Here is a 19,221-nt window from a genome sequence, read left to right on the forward strand (position 1 = left end):
TGCGCCGTCGGGAAGTCAGTCGGCGAACGTCGGTTTCTGTTTGCTCATGTGGGCCGCCACCGCGACCCGCAGGTCTTCTGACTGCAGCATGGCGGCGTTCCAGGTGGCGATGTACTGCAGGCCATCGTCGATACGATGGTCGCGCATGTAGCTGATCATTTCCTTGGTGCCGGCCACGGCGATGGGCGATTTTCCTGCAATTTCGCGGGCGATGGCAAAGACCCCGTCGAGCAATGCAGCCTGGTCGTCATAGACCCGGTTGACCAGGCCGATGCGCAATGCCTCGGTGGCGTCGATCATACGCCCGGTGTAGGCCAGCTCACGCATCATGCCGTCGCCGATGATACGTGGCAAACGTTGCAGGGTGCCGACATCGGCGGCCATGCCCATGTCGATTTCCTTGATCGAGAACTGCGCATCAGCGCTGCAATAGCGCATATCGCAGGCCGACACCAGGTCGATGGCCCCGCCGATGCAATAGCCCTGAATCGCCGCCAGCACCGGCTTGCGGCACTTGTCGACGGCCGTGAACGAGCTTTGCAGGCGCAGGATGGTGCGGCGCAGCAGGCGCGCATTGCGGCCGGCGTCCTTGCCCATCTGGCCGGCCAGCGAGGCCAGCATCATCAGGTCGATCCCCGAGGAAAAATGCTTGCCCGCGCCGCTGACAACCACCGCCCGCACCGCCTCGGTGTCGTCGACCCACTGGAAGATCTCGACGATTTCCTCCCAGAAGGCCGCGTTCATCGCGTTGATTTTTTCCGGGCGATTGATCTGAACATGGGCGATGTTGTCGGTCAGTTCGACCTTGAACGCGGTGTACTCGGTCACGGGCGGCACTCCTGTGGGGAAAGGGTTCACGCGCTGGACTATAACGCACCTGCAAGGCCGTGCTTATGCCAAAGGCGGGACTGATCGCCGCGGGTAACGAATGGGCTGTCGATTCGCGTCTTGCCCGTTCGACCAATGTTCAGGCACCGCAGTGACCTATTCTTCCACTGCCCCGAACACCCCTCGCGAGGACATTCCCATGCGCACACTCATAGTTGCCGCGTTCGTCAGCCTGGACGGCGTCATGCAGGCCCCTGGCGGCCCGCAGGAAGACACCAGCCAAGGCTTCGGTTTTGGCGGCTGGCTCGTGCCCTATGCCGACGAGACCTTTGGCCAGGCCATGCAAGCGCTGTTCAGCCAGCCCTTCGAACTGCTGCTGGGGCGGCGTACCTACGACATCTTTGCCGGCTACTGGCCCGAGGTAGACGCCGACTCGGACAACGCGCCCATGGCCGAGCTGTTCAACAAGGTGCCCAAGCACGTCGCCACCCACCACCCTGACACCCTCGACTGGCAAAACAGCCGCGCCCTGGGCGCTGACGTGATCCAGGCCGTCCGTGCGCTCAAGCAGCAGGACGGCCCGGCACTGCTCACCCAAGGCAGCGCCGAACTGGTACAGCAACTGTTGGCTGCCGGGTTGGTGGACGAGCTGCGCCTGTTGATCAACCCGGTGATGCTCGGGCACGGCAAACGGCTGTTCGCAGACAACGCGCAACCGGCAGCACTGAGCCTGGTGGAGTCCTTGAGCTCGCCGCGCGGGGTACTGCTCGCTCACTACCGGCGCAGTGGCGCGGTGCAGACCGGCAGCTTTGCCTGACACAGCGGCCAACGCGGGTTGTGCCCTCCAGGGTGTCGCGCCTTAGAATAGGCCGACACTCTCTGGAAACACTCCAAATGGACCTGCTGTTCCTGGGCACCAGCGCCGGAGCGCCCACCAAGGCACGCAATGTCAGCGCCACGGCCGTCATCGACACGAGCGGCAGCGGCTGGTATCTGGTCGATTGCGGCGAGGCCACCCAGCACCAGCTCCTGCACACGCCGTTGTCGGTCCGCGACCTGCGCGCGATCTTCATCACCCACGTACATGGCGACCACTGCTTCGGCCTGCCCGGCCTGCTGGCCAGCGCCGGTATGTCCGGGCGCAGCGAGCCCCTCGAGCTGATCCTGCCAACTGCCCTGCACGACTGGGTGCGCCTGAGCCTTTCTGTCAGCGACACCTACCTGCCCTTCGAGTTGCGCCTGCACGCTGCTGAAACCTTCGGCACCTGGAGCAACACCAGCCTGCAGGTCAATGCGGTCGAGCTGTCCCATCGGGTGCCGAGCCGTGGCTGTGTGTTCACCGAGATCAACCCCGAGCCCCGCCTCGACATCCCGCGCCTGGAGGCCGACAGCATCCCGCGCGGCCCGTTGTGGGGCGAACTGGCCAAGGGCATTGCCGTGGTTCACGAGGGCCGCACACTCGATCCACGGCACTACCTGCGCGCCTCCCGGCCTGCGCGACGGGTCATCGTCTGTGGCGACAACGATCGCCCCGAACTGTTGGCAGAGGTTGCCAAGGGCGCGGATGTACTGGTGCACGAAGCGACCTTCACCCAGCCACTGATCGAACGCACTGGCATCAGCTTTGGGCACAGCAGCGCCGAGGCGGTGGCGCGCTTCGCCCAGGCCGCCGGAGTGAAGAATCTCGTGCTCACGCACTTCAGCGCGCGCTACCAGGGCGATCCACGACGCAGCCCGTGCATCGACGACATTCACGCAGAAGCCCAGGCCCACTACGACGGTTGCTTGATCTTGGCGCGCGATCTCCAGCGTTATCACCTGGACCGAAACGGGCAGCTGGTACGCGAACAAAATACTTGAACGCGAAATTGCACTGAACCAACCGACCACCCGCGCGATCCTTCCCTAGGCGCAGCCAGCGTAAAAAAATCGCTGGCTTTCATCGCCAACGACAAGGAGCCGCCATGACCACGACCGTCCACGACCCCTACCGGTGCACGCCCGGGCCGCTGCATGCGACCCTGCTGGCCGGCACCGTGCCGCTGTTTCTCGGGGCACTGATCAGCGACATCGCCTACTACCAGACCTTCCAGATCCAGTGGAGCAACTTCGCCGCCTGGCTCATCGCCGGAGGGCTGCTGTTCTGCGGCCTGGCCGTGCTGTTCGCGTTGGCCAACCTGGTGCGCGCCGAGCGCAAGGCCGGTCGCCCGGTGCTGTACGTGCTGCTGTTGGTGGTGACCTGGCTGCTGGGGCTGGTCAACGCCTTCGAGCACGCCAAGGATGCCTGGGCGGTCATGCCCTCGGGGCTGGTGCTGTCGGTGATCGTCAGCGTGCTGGCCTGCATCGCCACCTGGATTGGCCTGACCAACCTGCGCTCGGGAGGTGCTGCATGAAGACGCCCCTTGCGCTGTCGATCCTGAGCATGAGCCTGCTGCTGACCGCCTGCGGTGGTGACGGCGATGCCACCCAGGCCCGCGGCCCCGACCCGAAACTTCCGGCCCCCGAACGTGGCTTGTTACCGAGCATGAAGATCGCCGAACCGGCGCAGTGGGGCGAGCAGAAACCCAAGGTTCCGGACGGCTACAGCATCACGGCCATCGCCACCGACCTGAAGATCCCGCGCCAGACGCTGATCCTGCCCAACGGCGACATCATCGTGGCGGAAGGCCGTGGCGGCAATGCCGCCAAGCTCAAGCCCAAGGACGTGATCGCCAGCCAGATCAAGGCCAAGGGCAACACCCAGGTGAAAAGCGGCAACCGCCTGACCCTGCTGCGCGACGCCGATGGCGACGGCCGCTACGAAGTGCAGACGGTGTTCGCCGACAACCTCAACGCCCCCTACGGCCTGGCGTTTGCCGATGGCAAGCTGTACGTGGCCAATCAGGACGCACTGGTGCGCTTCGACTACACCGAAGGCCAGACCAAGGCCGACGGCCCGCCGACCACGCTCACCGAGCTGCCCTCGGCGATCAACCACCACTGGACCAAGGCGCTGACCATCAGCCCGGACGGGCGCTACCTGTATGTGGGCATCGGCTCGAACAGCAACATCACCGAGCGTGGCATGGAAGTGGAGATCGACCGCGCGATGGTCTGGCAGATCGACGCCCAGACCGGCGCCCACAAGCCCTACGCGACCGGCCTGCGCAACCCGACGGCGCTGACCATCCAGCCTGATTCGGGGCAACTGTGGGCGGTGGTCAACGAACGTGACGAGCTGGGACCGGACCTGGTGCCGGACTACCTGACCTCGGTGCGCGAGGGGGCGTTCTACGGGTGGCCCTGGAGCTACTGGGGGCAGAACGTCGATACCCGTGCCCAACCACAGAACCCGGAGAAGGTCGCCGCTGCGATCAAGCCGGACTACAGCCTGGGTTCGCACGTCGCCGCACTGGGCGTGGATTTCTCCCTGCCGGCGATGGGCGAAAAGTTCGCCAACGGTGTGTTCGTGGGTGAACACGGCAGTTGGAACCGACCGAACCCTGTCGGCTACAAGGTGATCTTCGTGCCGTTCAGCAACGGCAAGCCAGCGGGTGAGCCAGTCGACTTCGCTACCGGCTTCCGCGGTGACGACGGCAAGACCCGCGGCCGCCCGGTGGGGGTGACGGTGGATCCGAAGGGTGCGCTGATCATCGCCGACGACCTGGCCAACACCATCTGGCGAGTGACGCGCAACCAGTGAGCCAAGGGCAATTGCGGTGAAATGCCCTGATCGCTGAAGCCGACCCGAGCCCACAGGCATGCTGAATACCTGTGGGTTCGGTGCTCCAACAAGCGCGCCTACACGCGCCGTGCCGAGAGCGCCAGCCCTACCCCGCCCAGCACCACCACCGAGGCCACCAGCAAGCGCAGCGACAGCGTTTCGCCCAACAGCCACACCCCGCCCAGCGAAGCGATCACTGGCACACTCAACTGCATGGTCGCCGCCTGCTGTGCGCTGACCTGCCTGACCACGCCATACCACACCGCATACCCCGCCCCCGATGCCAGTACACCTGAGGCCAGTGCATAGAGCACTCCACTCGTCCCCACCACCGGCCCATCGCCAACCACCAGCCCCGCAGCCAGCAACAGCAGCAACGGCAAGCTGAAGAGAAAATTGCCCGCCGTATCGGCCAAGGGCCGCAACGACCCCTTGCCCAGCAGCGAATACGCGCCCCAGGCCACTCCCGCCAACGCCATCACCAGCGAACTCGCCAAAGGCGGCGCTGCAGCCCCCGGCAACAGCAGCAGCACCAACCCGGCAAAGGCCATCAACATGCCTCCCATCACCCGCCCGCTGAAACGCTCGCCACGAATCCAGGCGTACAGGAACATGGTCATCTGCACCGCGCCGAACAGCACCAAGGCCCCTACCCCAGCACCCAGCTGCACATAGGCCACCGAGAACAGCCAGGCATACAGGAACAGCGCCAGACCGCCCTTCCAACTGCCACCCAGGCCCTGGCGCGGTGCGCGCAGGCGCAGCAGAATCAGCAGGAAAGCGCAGCCGCTGAGCAAGCGCAGCGCGGTGAAGGACTCGGGATCGATCGCCCCCTGCGCCAGGGCCAGGCGGCAGAAGATCGAGTTGGCGGCAAAGGCCAGCAGGCTGAAGAGTGCAGCCCACAGCCAGCGACGCGCACACGGGCTGGAAACGGCGATGGTCTTGTTGTTCATAGTCCCATTCCGAAAGAAAAACTTTGCACTGCGCAGCGACTGTCAGGTTGACCCGCGCTTGCTCCGCGCACAAACGGATAGTCGGTTCTGCGAGCGCGCAGCGGCAACATAGATTTTCTTTAGCAGCAGCAAAGATTTGCTCGGTTGCGCCAGCGACGGCCATGCATCGATCATGGCTTCAATTCCAGACCTTCAGACTGTCCCAGGAGCGCCCTCATGGAACTGCAGAAATACCTCAACGATGACCTGAGCCAGCGCGTGATCATGCACGGCGCCGACCTGCCCTGGATCGACAGCCCAAGCCCGGGCGTGCAGCGCCGTCCGCTGTTTCGCATTGGTTGTGAGAAGGCGCGGGCCACCACCCTGGTGCGCTACGAACCAGGCAGCCATTTCAGCACCCACCGCCATCCGCGCGGCGAGGAGTTCCTGGTGCTGGAAGGCGTGTTCGAAGACGAGCACGGGCGCTACCCGGTCGGCAGCTACGTGCGTAATCCACCCGGAAGCAAGCACACACCGGGCGGCGCGCAGGGTTGCACGATCTTCGTCCGTCTGCGCCAGTTCGATGACCATGACAACGTGCAGATGAGCACGCACTTGAACGGACAACCGCACCAGTTGCTGTTCGAGAACGTGCATGAGCGAGTCAGCGTCGAGCGGTTGCAGCCCTCAGCGTCGCTGCACCTGGACAACGGACGTGGGCTCGAGGTGCTGGTGCTGGACGGCAGTCTGGAGGGCGACGGCTTCGTCCTGCGCCCGTGGAGCTGGATGCGCCTGCCAGCAGGCATGGACTTGCAGGCGCAGGCGGGCTCCGATGGTGCCCGCGTCTGGGTCAAGGATGCCTCGTTGCAGCTGTGAGCGCGCGCCCCTTCAAGCGCTGCGCGCCTCCTCCAGCAACCAGTCGCGAAACGCCTGCACCTTGGCCAGGCTCGCGCTTTCAGGCCGATACACCACGTAGTACGCCTGGGTAAGCGGACAATCCAGGCCCTTGTCGGCGAAGGGCCGGATCAGCCGGCCGGCCGCCAGGTCATCGCGCACCATCACACTGCGTGCCAGCGCCAGGCCCTGCCCATCCATCGCCGCCTGCAGCACCGCCGCCGAGTTGTTGATGCGCAGGCCGTGGTCGGACTTGATCTCGAACAGCCCCGAAGCATCCAGCCACATCCGCCAGGTGGGGTAGTCGGTGTCACGGCCCATGGTCAGATCATGGATCAGCGTACTGCGCGCCAGCGCCTCGGGGGTCAGCATGCCCTCGCGCAGCAGCGGGTAGTCTGGCGCGCACACCGGGAACATGACCTCGTCCATCAAGTGCACCGCGGCCAACCCCGGCCATTTGCCCGCGCCATAGCGCACGCCCACATCGATCCGCTCGACCTGGAAATCCAGCGAGCGGGCGCTGGTGTCGAGCAGCACGTCCATGTCCGGATAGGCCTGCTGAAAGCGCTCGATGCGCGGCAACAGCCATTTCGAGGCAAACGCCGGGCTCACCGTCACCGTCAGCCCCGCATGCACCGAGGCGTCCTTCAAGCGGGCCAAGCCTAGCGTCAATCGTTCGAATCCTTCGCGGATATCCGGCAAGGCCACCCGCGCTGCCTCGGTCAGCACCAAGCGCGCGCTGCCGCTGCCGGCGCGGGTGAACAGTGCAATGCCCAGCCAGGCCTCGAGGTTGCGTACCTGCTGGCCGACCGCAGCGGGTGTGACGTTCAGCTCCGCCGCTGCGGCGGAAAAGCTCTGATGCCGTGCAGCGGCCTCGAAGGCGCGCAGGGCGTTGAGATAGGCAGGCGTCGTCATCGATAGCTGTTCTTTCAATAAAGGCAAAGTCTTATGTGCTGTTACACACGCGAATGGGCGCAACGCTAGCACACAGCAGGCGCCCTTGATCACGATCTGACGGAACGTTCGCAAAGCAACACTTCCGACTGTGAAAGCGATATTTTTTTCTGTAACGAAAATGTAATATTCGCTTTCGCAGATAAAACAACAACGTTGGAGTACCCCGATGTTTGCCTTCTTCCGCCCCGCCGTGCACCGGGCGCCGCTGCCCGCTGAACAGGTCGACAGTACCTATCGCCGCCTGCGCTGGCAGATCTTCGCCGGCATCTTCTTCGGTTATGCAGGCTATTACCTGCTGCGCAAGAACTTCTCCCTGGCCATGCCTTACCTGATCGACGAGGAAGGCTACACCCGCGGCCAGCTCGGTCTGGCAATCTCGGCCATCGCCATTGCCTACGGCCTGTCCAAGTTCCTCATGGGCCTGGTGTCCGACCGCTCCAACCCCCGTTACTTCCTGCCCTTCGGCCTGCTGGTATCGGCAGCGGTGATGTTCGTGTTCGGATTCGCGCACTGGGCCACCTCCAGCGTCACCATCATGTTCATCCTGCTGTTCATCAACGGCTGGGCCCAGGGCATGGGCTGGCCGCCGAGCGGACGAACCATGGTGCACTGGTGGTCGCAGAAGGAGCGCGGCGGCGTGGTGTCGGTGTGGAACGTGGCACATAACGTGGGTGGCGGCCTGATTGGCCCGCTGTTCATCCTCGGCCTGGGTTGGACCAACGACTGGCATGCCGCCTTCTACGTACCGGCCGCCGTGGCGGTGCTGGTGGCCGTGTTCGCCTTCGCCACCATGCGCGACACCCCGCAATCGGTGGGCCTGCCGCCGATCGAGGAGTACAAGAACGACTACCCCGAAGGCTACGACGCCAGCCACGAACAGGAATTCAGCGCCAAGCAGATCTTCGTCAAGTACGTGCTGCGCAACAAGATGCTCTGGTACATCGCCCTGGCCAACGTGTTCGTCTACCTGCTGCGCTACGGCGTGCTCGACTGGGCGCCGACCTACCTCAAGGAGGCCAAGCACTTCACCGTCGACAAGACCTCCTGGGCCTACTTCTTCTACGAGTGGGCAGGCATCCCCGGCACCCTGCTGTGCGGCTGGATGTCGGACAAGATCTTCCGTGGCAATCGCGGCCTGACCGGCATCGTGTTCATGGCCCTGGTCACCGTCGCCACCCTGGTGTACTGGCTCAACCCACCGGGCAACCCGACCGTCGACATGATCGCGCTGTTCTCCATCGGCTTCCTGATCTACGGCCCGGTGATGCTGATCGGCCTGCAGGCGCTGGAGCTGGCGCCGAAGAAAGCCGCCGGCACCGCCGCCGGGTTCACTGGCCTGTTCGGCTACCTGGGCGGCTCGGTCGCAGCCAGTGCGGCGATGGGCTACACCGTCGACCACTTCGGCTGGGACGGCGGCTTCGTGCTGCTGGTCGGTGCCTGCCTGCTGTCGATCGCCTTCCTGCTGCCGACACTGCGCCACACTCAGGTTGCCAGCAGCCGCCGCGAAGCGGTGGTGTGATCGGCTGATATAACGCCCGCGGCAAACAACAAGGCCGGTGACATGCTTTGTCACCGGCCTTGTTGTTTCTGCTGCAGGAAAGTTGCCCCCTGCCCTTCCAGGCGCGCTGAAATCAGTGCGCAAAAAAATGGCTCTTCGCCACCCATCATTAAATACCAGGCATAAAAAAGCCGCCTGAAACCAGGCGGCAAACAACCAAAGGGCGATAAAGTGGAGCCCACCCAGGAGGTGCTCTAGCACGGGGGATGTCCTGAGTGCACGAATACTTTATCGGGGCCGACTTTAACCCCATAGTCACTCGATACTGCAATCAAAAACCGTGATTTCGATTATCAACGAAACACAATGGCATGCGCGGCGCGGCATTTGTTACTAGTAGCCCGGCATCAATACCGGCTACACCCTTACAACAATTACATTCCTTTACCCAGACACCTGCCTCAACAATTCCAACCAAGGGGTATGACATGTCGCCATTCCGACTCTCCATGCTGAGCGCGGCACTGCTGTGCGCGCCGTTGCAAGCCGCATTCGCCGAAGCCGTTTCGAGCCAGTCCGAAGCCAAGGGATTCTTCGAAGGCAGCGAGCTGAATGCACGCCTGCGCAACTACTACTTCAACCGTGATGGCAAGTCGCAAGGCCCGGATCGCCGCGACTGGACCCAAGGTTTCATCCTCAACTACAGCTCCGGCTTCACCCAGGGTACCGTGGGCTTCGGCGTCGAAGCGTTCGGCCACCTGGCAGTCAAGCTCGACGGCGGCAAGGGCACCTCCGGCACCGGCAACCTGCCCGTCAGGGACAACGGCTCACCCGAAGACGACTACGGCCGCGCCGGTGGTGCGTTGAAAGTGCGCATCTCCAAGACCGAACTGCGCTGGGGCGACTTGCAACCCACGGCGCCAGTATTCGCCGCCGGCGGTACGCGCCTGCTGCCGCAAACCGCCACTGGCTTCAACCTGCTCAGCAGCGAGATCAAGGGACTGGATCTGGAAGCGGGCCACTTCACCGGCGGCAACGGCCCGGTCACCACCAATGGCGACCATGGCCTGTGGGCCTCCTACGCCAATATCCAGGCCGACAGCATCGACTACATCGGCGGCAAGTACGCGGTCAACGACGCCCTGTCGGTGTCGCTGTACGGCTCCAAGCTGCAGGACATCTGGCGCCAGTACTACGGCAACGCCAACTACATCCTGGCGCTGGCCGACGACCAGTCGCTGAACTTCGACTTCAACCTCTACCGCACCAACGACGATGGTCGCGCCGACGCCGGCGCGATCAACAACACCACCTGGTCGTTCTCCACCGCGTACAGTTTCCTCTCGGCGCACACCATCACCCTGGCCTACCAGAAAGTGCACGGCGACACCCCGTTCGACTATGTCGCCTTCGGCATCAACGGCCCGGGAGACACCGGTGACGGGATCTTCCTGGCCAACTCCATCCAGTACTCGGACTTCAACGGGCCAGAGGAAAAATCATGGCAGGTGCGCTACGACCTGGACATGAGCACCTTCGGCGTGCCGGGGTTGAGCTTCATGGCCCGCTACGTCAACGGCCATGGCATCGATGGCAGCAAGATGGCCGCGGACAGCAAGTACCTGGGCTATGGCTATGGCGAGGATGGCAAGCATCATGAGACCAACCTCGAAGCCAAGTACGTGGTGCAGTCCGGCCCCGCCAAGGACCTGTCGGTGCGCCTTCGCGAGGCGATCCATCGGGGCAATGCCGACCAGGCCGAAGGGGATGTCAACGAGTTCCGGGTGATCGTCGACTACCCGCTGTCGATTCTCTGACCGCGACGTCAGTGCCGGCCCTATCGCGGGCAAGCCCGCTCCCACAGGTCGCCGCTGGCCCTTGCAGGAGCGGGCTTGCCCCGCGATGAGGCCGGCACTGAAATCCATCAAACCCTGAACACTCCATCACCGCCCCAGAAACACATACCGCGCGCTGTACGGTTCAACGTGCAGCGCGCCTTCCTGTGTGCAGCTTCCGGCGAACTTGCCACCCTGGGTATCGAGCCGCTGCACCTCGTCCACTCCACTCAACACGCCCTGCCCCTGGTGGCTGGCAACCTCCAGTTGCAACAGCGCAATATCCTGCTCGCCCGCGCCCGGCGCCTGGGCGACCACCTTGGCACTCACCCGGCTGCCATCGTCCATCTCCCAGGACGGCCCGACAAAGTGATGGCCGACGGTCTTGCCGCCAAGGGTGAGGGTGGCCAGCGGTTCGCGAAATGCCCATTTCAACTGCCCGGTTTCATCGGCCCGGCAGTCATAGACCTGCACCCCCACTGCCTGCACAGCGAGGATCTCGGCCTTGCCCGGCGCGACGGTGAAGCTGGTCGGCGCCGCGCCAGCGAGCAGTGGCACGGCCAGGGCGCAGACGCCGAGGAAAGCGCGGCGGCGTTGCGGGGTGGTGCATGAGGTCGGGTGCATGGTGTTTTGCCTGTGATCAATGGGGACCTCTACACAACAAACCAGCCCACCCGTTTATTCCCGCTGTATCTACCGGCCCTATCGCGGGACCAGTCGCAGCGGCGGTTCGCCGCTGCGACTGGTCCCGCGATAGGGCCTGCAAGGCCGACGAATAACCCGCGCGCCCATGACGAGAACACCCGCCATCGCCCTTTTATTCCATGATTTCATTCAATACATCCCCTTGAAATACATAGAAAAAATTGACGTTCATCGCACCCCGTGAATCGGTAGCCTGCGCTCATCCCGGGGTTACCCCTTCCGTACACACGATGACCGAACCGTGAACAGAACCGCGCTCCTCCCCCTCCTGGCTGGCCTGCTCCACCTCTCGCCACTGCTCGCCGCCCCGGCAGATATCGGGGTGATCAGCGCGGCGGAAAAGCCCGTGCAACTGCTGCGTGGCACGAGCGTCTACCAAGCCAGCGCCGGCACCCGCCTGCAGAGTGCCGACTACCTCGAAGCCGGCAGCACAGGCGTGCTCATCGACCAACTGGCCGGCACACGCATTGCCCTTGGCCCGCACACCCGCCTGTATCTGGAACACACTGGCAACACCACCCATCTCAACCTGCTGCAGGGCTGGCTCAAGCTGCAACCGTTGAGTGGCGTACCCCAAGGCAATCTACGGGTCAGCACCGCCAACCTGGCGCTCGATGCGAGCAAGGCCGCCAGCGTCATCCATGCCGACGCCAGTGGCACCGAAGTGTTCGTCGAAGACGGCATGGTCAGCGTCCGTGATCCGGGGCAGAAGCCGCGCGACACTGCCAGGCAGGTGCTGCGCCGCGAAGAATTTGCCCAGGCCAAGGGCCAAGGCCCCGTGAGCGCGCCGGGTCGCCCCAGTGGCGACTTCATCGGCGCGATGCCGCCCGCTTTCTTCGACCCGCTGCCCAGCGTCGCCGCCCGCAAGCTCACAGCCGACCCGCTGAACAAGCTGCGTGAGGCCAGCTTCGCCGACGCCAGCCCGCTGCTGCTCGGCCCCCTCAAGCTCAACGGCGCATCCTTGGCCACACGATTCACACCGCGCCTGGCCGATCCGGCCTTCCGCCAGGCCATCGTGCAGCGCTTCGGCGGCACGCTGGACTGGGAAACCGCGCTGTACCGATTCGAACGCAAGAACGCCACGCGCTGACACCCCGGAGCCCCCATGAAACTGACCCTGGCCGTACGCTTCAACCTGGTGTTCCTGGCCGTCTTCATCGTTGGCTTCATCGCCAGCAGCCTGTTCGCCCACTACCTGCTGCAAAAGAGCGCACGTGAAGAATCACTGGACAAGGCACGCATGCTCATGAGCGCCGCCAGCGCCAGCAGCACCTACACCGCCGAACAGATCGTGCCGCTGCTGGAGAACCGCCTGAAGTTCGAATTCCTGCCACAGTCGATCCCCTCCTTCGCCGCCACCGAACAGCTCCAGCAACTGCTCAAGACCTACCCCGACTTCCTCTACAAGGAAGCCACCCTCAACCCGACCAACCCGCGCAACAAGGCCACCGGCTGGGAAACCGAGGTGGTCGAACAGTTGCGCGGCAAACCCGACACCCAGGAACTGATCGGCGAGCGCAGCGATGGCAAGGGCCCGGCGCTGTTCGTCGCCCAGCCGATCCAGATCACCGACCCCGCCTGCCTGGCCTGCCATACCTCCCCGGAAACCGCACCGAAAACCGTGGTCGACCGCTACGGCACGCACAACGGCTTTGGCTGGAAGCTCAACGAGATCATCGGCGCGCGCCTGGTCTCGGTGCCGCTGGCCGTGCCGCTGCAACGCGCCAACGAGCTGTTGCACACCTTCATGCTGTCGCTGCTGGGGGTGTTCGTGTTCCTGTTCTGCGCGCTCAACGTGATGGTCCACCTGTTCGTCATCCGCCGCCTGCGGGCGATGTCGGCACTGGCCGACCGGGTCAGCCTCGGCGAAGACGACGTGCCCGAGATGGACGTCAGCGGCCACGATGAACTGGCACGCATGGGCCAATCGTTCGTGCGTATGCGCACCAGCCTGGTCAGTGCCATGAAGATGCTCGAAGAATAACCGGGAGCCCACCATGCTCGAACAACTGGGCAAGTACCGCATCGACAGCGTGCTCGGCAAAGGTGCCATGGGCACCGTGTACAAAGCCTTCGACCCGCACATCGCCCGAGTGGTGGCGCTCAAGACCATCCGCCGCGAGCTGCTCGGCGACGCCCAGCAGCACCAGTTGCTCAGCCGCTTCCAGAACGAGGCCCAGGCCGCCGGGCGCCTGAGCCACCCGAATATCGTCGCAGTGTACGACTACGGCGAAGACGACGGCGCAGCCTACATCGCCATGGAGTTCGTCGACGGCATCGCCCTCAACACCCGCCTGCAGAACCAGGAGCCGCGCCAGCTGGCCCAGGTGCTGGGCTGGATGCGCCAACTGCTCGGCGCCCTGCACTACGCCCACGCCAAGGGCGTGGTGCACCGCGACGTAAAGCCCGCCAACCTGCTGATCACCGCCGACGACCAGGTCAAGGTCACCGACTTCGGCATCGCCCGCATCGACACCTCGGTGCTGACCCAGACCGGCTCGATGATCGGCACACCCAGCTACATGTCGCCCGAGCAGTTCTGCGGCGAGCTGGTGGATGGCCGCTCCGACGTGTTCTCGGCAGGCATCGTGCTGTACCAGTTGCTCACCGGCGAGCGCCCGTTCTCGGGTTCCGCGACCATGGTGATGCAGCAGATCCTCAACCAGACCCCGGTGCCGCCGTCGAGCCTGAACCCGACCCTCGACCCGCAGTTCGACCAACTGATCCGCCAGGCCCTGGCCAAGCGCCCGGACGAGCGCTTCGCCTCGGCGCAGGACTTCCTCGACGCCCTGGAAGCCCTGTCCGGCCCACAGACTCTGGGCAGCGTGGAACTGGACGACGACCGCACCCGGCTGCTGATGCCCGCCTCGTTCAGCCACGCCAGCCTGGGCAGTTCGCCAACCAGCAGCAGTGAAGCGGCGGACACCCTGACCCCGTGGAAACGCCAGGTCCGCCCGCAGCTCGAATCGCTGCTGTCGCAACAGATCGGCCCACTGGCGCGCCTGCTGGTCAAGCGCAGCCTGGCTAGCGCCGACGACTTCGCCAGCCTGCGCAGCGCCCTGCTGCCGCACATTCCCTCCGAGCGTGGCCGCGAACAGTTCGTCGCCGCCACCGAAGCGCTGCTGAGCTCGACCGAAACACTGCCAGCCCAAGACATCCTGGTCAGCCAACCCGGCACGCCAGAAGCGTTGGCCCCCGCTTTCCTGGAGGCCTGCGAAACGCGCTTGACCTACCTGATCGGCCCCATCGCCCGCGTCGTCATGCGCCGCGCCCTGCCCCGCGCCAGCACCCGCCAGGCGCTGTTGCAGACCCTGGCCGAACATATTCCCGACCCCGCCCAACGCAGCGCCTTTCTCGAGGAGCAGCCATGAGCGCGCCACAAAACCACATGGCAACCGCGCCCTGCCTGCTGCGCGGCGGCATCGCCTTCGGTCACAGCGACACCGGCCCGGTGCGCCAGCACAACGAAGACCACTTCCTGATCGACCCACGCCTGGAGCTGCTGGCCGTGGCCGACGGCATGGGCGGCCACCAGGCCGGCGCCCTGGCCAGCGCCCTGGCCCTGGAGTCGCTGCGCGATTGCCTGGCGCACCAACTGGCGCAGCTCACCCACACCTCCAGCGACCCCGACGCCACCTGCCAAGTGCCCTCGATGCAGGCCCTGAGCGTGCTGCACGAGGCGCTCGAAGCGGTCAACACCCGCTTGTACGCGCACAACCACACCCGCCAGCTCAGCGAAGGTCGCGGCATGGGCACCACCCTCACCGGCGTCTGGCGCCCTCAGGTCGGCGGGCCGTTGTTGGCGTTTCATGTTGGAGATAGCCGCCTGTATCGCTATCGCCACGGTGAGCTGGAGCAGTTGAGCCGCGACCAGACCTGGTACCAGCAGGCGCTGGACGCCGGGCATTTCGATCGGCTGCCGGCGCGCAATGTGCTGCTGCAGGCGATCGGGCCAGCGCCGCGGGTGGAGCCGCAGGTGTGGGTGCAGGCGGTGCAGGCGGAAGATTTGCTGATGTTGTGCAGTGATGGGGTTCATGGGTGTGTGCCGCATCATGAGATGGCGCGGGTGCTGGAGGGTGCCGGGCGGGACAACTTGGCGGCGAGCAGTCAGCGGTTGATTCGGTTGGCGGTGGAGTATGGGGGGCGGGATAACGCTACGGTGGTGTTGGTGAAGTTTGAGTGAGGGGTGGAAGTTACCGGCCTCACAGGATTGCTGGTGTTTTCGAAAATGGTGTGTTGGTTGGGGCCGGCTTGGGCCCCTGAGGCTGTTGATTAGCGAACGACCGTCTTCGCCCCATAGCTGCCGGTCCACTACCGCCTAAGCGGTATTCATCTACTCGAAGACTATGCGCATTCAGTGCCTCGCACAAAAAGGTCCGTGCTCTTCGGAATGCAGCGTGGCAGTCGGCTTAAGGCAGATGTTCAGTAAGCTATTGGCAAGGGAAATGACAGCGTGTCCGGAGTGTGGGCCACTTTACTTTTTACTCCACTGCCACCATTTTTTTCTAATGGCCTGCACTTCATAGCCAGCAAACCACGTCGCGTAGTTCTTGGCGTCCGGGATGATCCCCTCGGGAATGCTGGTAGCCAGACGGAAACGATTGATGGACACTTTGCCTCGAACTAGCTTTTTACGCTCTTTCCGCAGTTGCACCCCTTGCTCATCCAACATTTGGCATAGCGTCATACTGAAAAACAGCGCTTCGTCAGTGTATCTAACCATGCTCTTCATACAGTCCATGTAGCCGGCATGGCAGGAACCATTCTTCGGTACCCCGAAATACATATGGTGAAAATCCATACCTGGCGGGAATTGCTTGTGCAAAAACACATCTGTTAGCTCGTTGCGACTTGTCAGCGCGCGGTTCAGGCGACTCATCGATTCGACTACCTGTAATACCGCCCGCGTGGCAGGGCCTGGCAAAGTGAGGCGTTCTAGGGCAACGGTGCGCAACTCGTTGAGCGGCGGATTTATCGGGCTGATTTTTTGCAGGCTTTGCGTCTCCGAGGCAGCGCCAGCCTTCGGATTCAAATACTCACTACGAGCTTTATCGTAGGCATCTGTCATGGGTTTTATCGCATCAATCTTTAGCGCTAGGGCAAGATTGAAGGCTTGCTGAGCCAGGAGCGTTGCTAGGTTGCAAGCCCGAATTTCCTCATTAACGGAATCGAGTCGTTTGCTCCTCCTAGCGATCCATCCAGCGGCCCAGGCCCCGAAACCCGCGCCAATCATGCCACCGATAGCAGCCGAACTCAGCGGTGAATTAACCCATTTTTCCAGCCACTCTAGGCTTGCAAGACATGAAGTCGTAGCCATATACACGCCGCTGATCGGCTCCCAGACCGCCATCGCCCCCCCTTGATCTGACCTTACCAAATAGCCAGCGATCATAGCTGCGGTGTCTGTCAGGAACAATCCAGAGCATAACGCCGTCGTTAGCATTTCTCATGAGTTCATCCTGCCGCTCACTCTCGACCAACCGCTTTGGCGGATAGCTGTCTGCCGCGAACGACAGCTTTGGGTCGAAAGCAGTCATCCAAAGACGTGGCAGTAGATCCCAACGGACAACTCTAAGCTGACCAAATCCTTCCTCAATCCCTTTTATGCATCCCCCTATGCGCATCATCCATCAACGCCTTTGCCATCTCGCTGAGGTACTGCGAAGCCCAAACCAACACCGGCTCGTCGTCCATCACACCGATGAACGATGCGCGCCGGGCGCTAGCCAGTAGTTCCGAAGCCTGTTGCAGCGCGTGGTCGGCGCAGTTGCCGGGCTCTACGCGGAACAGGTGTTTGCCTTTGACTTCGCTTTCCAGGCAGGTGGTGGTGCCGACGGTCCAGCCAAGCTTGCCGAGGTGGTCTGGTGAGTCCTTGTCCATCTGGAAGTCCTTCGAGTGTGCTGTGAATGGGCGGTTGTGGCTGGGGCTGCGGTGATGGTGCGGGGCAGTTATTTGTGTTGTGCCAATGCTGGCCTCTTCGCGGGTAAACCCGCTCCCACAGGTACTCCGCTGATTTTGAGTACAGCGGGGTACCTGTGGGAGCGGGTTTACCCGCGAAGCAAGCGATGCGGTGTATGGCACGGGCGTTGCCCGTGATCGCGGGGCAAGCCCGCTCCCACAGAGGCCCTGCAAGCCTTTTGGAAATGAGTACGGACTAATGCAGGGATAGGGGCCGCGTTCGGCTTTTGAGCTGCACCTGGGCCAACGCGCACTCCAACAGCGAGCGCACGGCGTCGAGCTCGTGCATCACGCTGAGCAGCATGATCGTGGCGGGGGATTTGGGGAGGGAGGTGATCGACTGGTTGGCTACCGCCAGGCCACACAGGGTGTACTCCATGGCTTCGACCAGGGTGTCTTCGAGGTAGTCGGGGGTTTCTGTAGTGTGCGGTGGGTCGGGGACTATCTTGAGCATGGCGTGATCTCGTCTATTCGATTGGACCACCACGACACCACTTGCATTTGATGGGTGGCGGCTACGTACAGGTCTGCAAGACCGGAAGACGAGAAAACCGGCAGATCCGAAGATCTCCCGCACGTAGCCACCATAGACGGCGTGACCGGGTAGGCTCGGCCAGCGAAGGTAGTCTCATCTTCGGGCTTGCAGGCCCGGTCGTTGATTTGGCAACGACCCGGCGAGACTAGTCGTCATCTGTATGATGCAAAAGCGGACGGAGGATGCTTGGGAAAGGGCCTACATGAAATAGCGAAAATCTGATTCGTTCGTGTAGGAAGTCATCTGATTTAGGGGTGAGTTGCTTGCTGGAGGTTAGTAGTACACATCAGTGCGCCGTCAGCGGCTAGAAAGCAGTAGGGGCTTCCCTCTCCTGCCAGTCTCCGCTTCGTAGGTCGGCTAGGCCATCATCGTTGCACTTGCCATTGGGCCCTGTTGCACACGCACATCCTACGGTCGCGCAAACCCTCAACGATCAAGATCGCTGGATACTTCTTTAGCCAGCTCGATGAAGACGCGCACCGCTGCACTCAGAAAGGCGTCTTTGCGCCGCATCAGAACGGCCCGTCGCTGCAAGCGCTCCGGCTCCAGCGTGATGGCGACCAGGTCGTCATGGGCCAACGCAATTCTGGCAGGCAACAAGGTCGAGAGATTCGTCCGGCGAACGATCTCGATCACTGCGCCGAGGGCATTGGCCTCCATCTGCACCTTGGGACGAATCTCATATTTGCGGCAGTAGCGGTCGATTTGCTCGCGAGTGGCAAACTCTGTGCTGAGCAGGACCAAAGACTCTGCACTCAGGCCGTGCGAGGTAATGGAGCGTTCCTCGGCCAGGCGGTGTCTGCGGTTCATGACCAAAGCAAGCGTTTCGTTCAGCAAGGGGATGGCTTCGATATCCGGCGCATGTATTTCATCAAATGCGATCCCTACGTCCAGCTCTCCCGCCAACAGCAACTCCTCGATACGCTCCTGGGAAATCTCTTTCAGGTTGACGGTGATCTTGGGGTATCTGGAGTGAAATGCCTCGATCAGCGGCCCCACCAGATAGGTCGTGAACGTCGGCGTTACCGCAACACGCAATGAGCCACGGCTGAGGTCGCTGACATCATGTATAGCCCTTTTGGCTTCCTGCAGTTCCTGATACGCACGGCGCGCATAGAGAAAGTAGACATCCCCCGCGTCAGTCAAACGCGTCGTGCGGCCTGATCGGTCGAACAACTGGGCTCCCAGGCTCTCTTCCAACTGCCTTACTTGCTGAGAAAGCGCCGGCTGAGAGACATGCAGCGCTGCTGCGGCCTTCGTGAAACTGAGATGTTCTGCAACGGCCAGGAAGTACTGGATGTGGCGAGCGAGCATGTCTAGACCCATAAGATAATCTGATCCTACTCATAATAAATGAGACTTTTACCTTATGCCAT

General features: G+C 63.0%; 19 protein-coding genes. 11 read left to right on the forward strand and 8 right to left on the reverse strand.

Features of this window, described 5'->3' with window-relative positions; translation table 11 throughout:
- Positions 1-15 precede the first annotated feature (15 nt).
- Entirely contained in the window at positions 16-828 is an 813-nt protein-coding gene (locus tag ACTYOL_RS18020; protein ID WP_444756854.1) for a crotonase/enoyl-CoA hydratase family protein, read from the reverse strand.
- Between the two features lie 199 nt (positions 829-1,027).
- Between ACTYOL_RS18020 and ACTYOL_RS18025 the strand changes: the two genes are divergently transcribed.
- The 4 genes from ACTYOL_RS18025 (at position 1,028) to ACTYOL_RS18040 (ending at position 4,510) form a co-directional block, all read left to right on the forward strand.
- Positions 1,028-1,645, forward strand: a complete 618-nt coding sequence (locus ACTYOL_RS18025) for a dihydrofolate reductase family protein (protein ID WP_444756855.1) — start codon at positions 1,028-1,030, stop codon at positions 1,643-1,645.
- 77 nt (positions 1,646-1,722) lie between these two features.
- The gene (locus tag ACTYOL_RS18030; RefSeq protein WP_444756856.1) at positions 1,723-2,688 is read left to right on the forward strand and encodes an MBL fold metallo-hydrolase; all 966 of its coding nucleotides are present in this window, start codon (positions 1,723-1,725) and stop codon (positions 2,686-2,688) included.
- Positions 2,689-2,792: 104 nt separating this feature from the next.
- Positions 2,793-3,221: a DUF2231 domain-containing protein gene (locus ACTYOL_RS18035; RefSeq protein ID WP_054892136.1), complete on the forward strand. Its 429-nt coding sequence runs from the start codon at positions 2,793-2,795 to the stop codon at positions 3,219-3,221.
- A complete protein-coding gene (locus tag ACTYOL_RS18040; protein ID WP_444756857.1) occupies positions 3,218-4,510 on the forward strand; it encodes a PQQ-dependent sugar dehydrogenase in 1,293 nt (430 codons plus the stop codon). Before ACTYOL_RS18035 ends, ACTYOL_RS18040 begins: the two co-directional genes overlap by 4 nt.
- Before the next feature lie 98 nt (positions 4,511-4,608).
- Here the strand turns inward: ACTYOL_RS18040 and ACTYOL_RS18045 are convergent, their stop codons facing one another.
- On the reverse strand, positions 4,609-5,484 hold the full coding sequence (locus ACTYOL_RS18045) for a DMT family transporter (protein ID WP_444756858.1): 876 nt from the start codon (positions 5,482-5,484) through the stop codon (positions 4,609-4,611).
- Positions 5,485-5,700: 216 nt separating this feature from the next.
- Between ACTYOL_RS18045 and ACTYOL_RS18050 the strand changes: the two genes are divergently transcribed.
- Positions 5,701-6,339, forward strand: coding sequence for a cupin domain-containing protein (locus tag ACTYOL_RS18050; RefSeq protein WP_197891133.1), 639 nt, complete (start codon positions 5,701-5,703; stop codon positions 6,337-6,339).
- A 12-nt stretch (positions 6,340-6,351) separates the two neighbouring features.
- Here the strand turns inward: ACTYOL_RS18050 and gcvA are convergent, their stop codons facing one another.
- The gene (gene gcvA / locus ACTYOL_RS18055; RefSeq protein WP_200603364.1) at positions 6,352-7,272 is read right to left on the reverse strand and encodes a transcriptional regulator GcvA; all 921 of its coding nucleotides are present in this window, start codon (positions 7,270-7,272) and stop codon (positions 6,352-6,354) included.
- A 208-nt stretch (positions 7,273-7,480) separates the two neighbouring features.
- On the opposite strand from gcvA, the gene glpT reads away from it, so the two are divergent.
- Positions 7,481-8,833: a glycerol-3-phosphate transporter gene (gene glpT / locus ACTYOL_RS18060; RefSeq protein WP_151926185.1), complete on the forward strand. Its 1,353-nt coding sequence runs from the start codon at positions 7,481-7,483 to the stop codon at positions 8,831-8,833.
- 467 nt (positions 8,834-9,300) lie between these two features.
- Positions 9,301-10,629 (forward strand): OprD family porin, encoded by a 1,329-nt coding sequence (locus tag ACTYOL_RS18065; RefSeq protein ID WP_197891129.1) that lies wholly within the window; start codon positions 9,301-9,303, stop codon positions 10,627-10,629.
- 126 nt (positions 10,630-10,755) lie between these two features.
- On the opposite strand, the gene ACTYOL_RS18070 is transcribed toward ACTYOL_RS18065, so the two are convergent.
- Positions 10,756-11,271, reverse strand: coding sequence for a DUF3455 domain-containing protein (locus ACTYOL_RS18070; protein WP_197891127.1), 516 nt, complete (start codon positions 11,269-11,271; stop codon positions 10,756-10,758).
- Between the two features lie 322 nt (positions 11,272-11,593).
- On the opposite strand from ACTYOL_RS18070, the gene ACTYOL_RS18075 reads away from it, so the two are divergent.
- The 4 genes from ACTYOL_RS18075 to ACTYOL_RS18090 are packed head-to-tail and all read left to right on the forward strand — an operon-like array spanning position 11,594 to position 15,535.
- Complete coding sequence (locus ACTYOL_RS18075; protein ID WP_197893301.1) at positions 11,594-12,442, forward strand: hypothetical protein; 849 nt, start codon at positions 11,594-11,596, stop codon at positions 12,440-12,442.
- A gap of 15 nt (positions 12,443-12,457) precedes the next feature.
- Positions 12,458-13,336, forward strand: coding sequence for a c-type heme family protein (locus ACTYOL_RS18080; protein ID WP_153773436.1), 879 nt, complete (start codon positions 12,458-12,460; stop codon positions 13,334-13,336).
- A gap of 13 nt (positions 13,337-13,349) precedes the next feature.
- Positions 13,350-14,723 (forward strand): serine/threonine-protein kinase, encoded by a 1,374-nt coding sequence (locus tag ACTYOL_RS18085; protein ID WP_444756859.1) that lies wholly within the window; start codon positions 13,350-13,352, stop codon positions 14,721-14,723.
- Entirely contained in the window at positions 14,720-15,535 is an 816-nt protein-coding gene (locus ACTYOL_RS18090; RefSeq protein WP_444756860.1) for a PP2C family protein-serine/threonine phosphatase, read from the forward strand. The genes ACTYOL_RS18085 and ACTYOL_RS18090 overlap by 4 nt, the downstream gene beginning before the upstream one ends.
- Before the next feature lie 291 nt (positions 15,536-15,826).
- Here the strand turns inward: ACTYOL_RS18090 and ACTYOL_RS18095 are convergent, their stop codons facing one another.
- The 4 genes from ACTYOL_RS18095 to cynR form a co-directional block, all read right to left on the reverse strand.
- Entirely contained in the window at positions 15,827-16,702 is an 876-nt protein-coding gene (locus ACTYOL_RS18095; RefSeq protein ID WP_444756861.1) for a hypothetical protein, read from the reverse strand.
- 242 nt (positions 16,703-16,944) lie between these two features.
- A complete protein-coding gene (locus tag ACTYOL_RS18100; protein ID WP_444756862.1) occupies positions 16,945-17,232 on the reverse strand; it encodes a DUF3077 domain-containing protein in 288 nt (95 codons plus the stop codon).
- Between the two features lie 274 nt (positions 17,233-17,506).
- The gene (locus tag ACTYOL_RS18105; protein ID WP_444756863.1) at positions 17,507-17,764 is read right to left on the reverse strand and encodes a hypothetical protein; all 258 of its coding nucleotides are present in this window, start codon (positions 17,762-17,764) and stop codon (positions 17,507-17,509) included.
- A 507-nt stretch (positions 17,765-18,271) separates the two neighbouring features.
- Positions 18,272-19,159, reverse strand: coding sequence for a transcriptional regulator CynR (cynR, locus tag ACTYOL_RS18110; protein ID WP_197893308.1), 888 nt, complete (start codon positions 19,157-19,159; stop codon positions 18,272-18,274).
- Positions 19,160-19,221 lie beyond the last annotated feature (62 nt).

It is taken from the genome of Pseudomonas sp. A014, from assembly GCF_052378495.1.
GTDB lineage: Bacteria > Pseudomonadota > Gammaproteobacteria > Pseudomonadales > Pseudomonadaceae > Aquipseudomonas > Aquipseudomonas machongensis.